This window comes from Treponema endosymbiont of Eucomonympha sp. (assembly GCF_001028545.1).
Genome location: NZ_BBPW01000191.1, coordinates 1 through 1,144 on the forward strand (window position 1 = coordinate 1; position 1,144 = coordinate 1,144).

3 protein-coding genes are annotated in these 1,144 nt (G+C 60.0%); 1 reads left to right on the forward strand and 2 read right to left on the reverse strand.

The annotated features are described in order from the left end of the window. A partial coding sequence (locus AWU74_RS11730; RefSeq protein ID WP_202966410.1) for a hypothetical protein occupies positions 1–232 on the forward strand: 232 nt, incomplete at its 5' end. Positions 233–288: 56 nt separating this feature from the next. On the opposite strand, the gene AWU74_RS05850 is transcribed toward AWU74_RS11730, so the two are convergent. Both AWU74_RS05850 and AWU74_RS12745 read right to left on the reverse strand, forming a co-directional pair. Beyond that, entirely contained in the window at positions 289–750 is a 462-nt protein-coding gene (locus AWU74_RS05850) for a hypothetical protein (RefSeq protein WP_062328516.1), read from the reverse strand. A gap of 179 nt (positions 751–929) precedes the next feature. Then, the coding region (locus AWU74_RS12745) for a hypothetical protein (RefSeq protein ID WP_238580195.1) at positions 930–1,144 on the reverse strand (215 nt) is incomplete at its 5' end.

A 1,144-nucleotide genomic window follows, 5' to 3' on the forward strand; every position in this document is an offset into this window, starting at 1 on the left:
GAGACACCTGCACGGGCGGGCACGAGACACCTGCGCGGGCGGGCACGAGACACCTGCACGGGCGGGCACGAGACACCTGCACGGGCGGGCACGAGACACCTGCGCGGGCGGGCATGAGGCACCTGCGCGGGCGGGCATGAGGCACCTGCGCGGGCGGGCACGAGACACCTGCGCGGGCGGGCACGAGACACCTGCGCGGGCGGGCACGAGACACCTGCGCGGGCGGGCATAAAAAAAGAGCAGGGCGTTTTGCCCTGCTCTGTGCGCTTCTGCGTCCGCCGTATCTCTTTATACCCGCTTAATCGCTGTGATTTCTTTCAGGTTAAACTCAACATAGCAATACTCCCCGGCTTTGCTCGTGCTGTAATAGTCGGTAACCGTTATCCCCTGTGCTTCCAGTTTCTTGCGGAGTCTGTCATTGGTATAGCGCCAATAGTGCTCAACATGCACCGTCCTGTCGGTTCCAAGGACATAGTCTTTTTCAAGGTCATCTATTCTTTTCGCTTCGTCTCCCCACGCAGAGTTTTTGAGTGGGGTAACCATATTGTCCTTTTCAAACTCATAGTCTACCCACCCTCTCGGACCGCGAATACTGTAACGAGGGGCAAGTTCTTCAACATACCTGCCGGCGTCCGCTGCCTGAGCCGCCGCGTCCGCGAACCCGTCGCAGGAATACAGCGCGAAACCCGCGCCCGCCGCCAGCGCGAGAGCCGAAACAATGCCGAGCACTGTGTTTCTTGTTTTGTTCATTTGAGAACTCCTTACCGAACCGTTGTTACTGCCCCGTGCGCATACGATGCCGTGGGCATATGCGTTCAGCGGTAGCCGAACGTCCGAGTTCTTTGAAAGAACTCGGCATATATGCGCGTCCCGCTTCTTCGCGCCCCTCGGCAAGCCCGCTCGGTAGCCGCGGTATGCGCTTATCCGCCCTATGGCTTTCGCCCTTCGGCAGGCAACTCGCGCCGCCCGCCCCCGCCGCATTGTCCCAGTATAATTCCGCGTCCGCCGCAAGTCAATACTTCAATTCCCGCGCACACGCGGGCACAAAAAGAGCAGGGCGTTTTGCCCTGCTCTTTCGCGTCCTGCCTATATGCGCCGCGAGTTTGCGTAAGCAAACTCGGTAAGCAAGCCGTAGGCTTGCGCG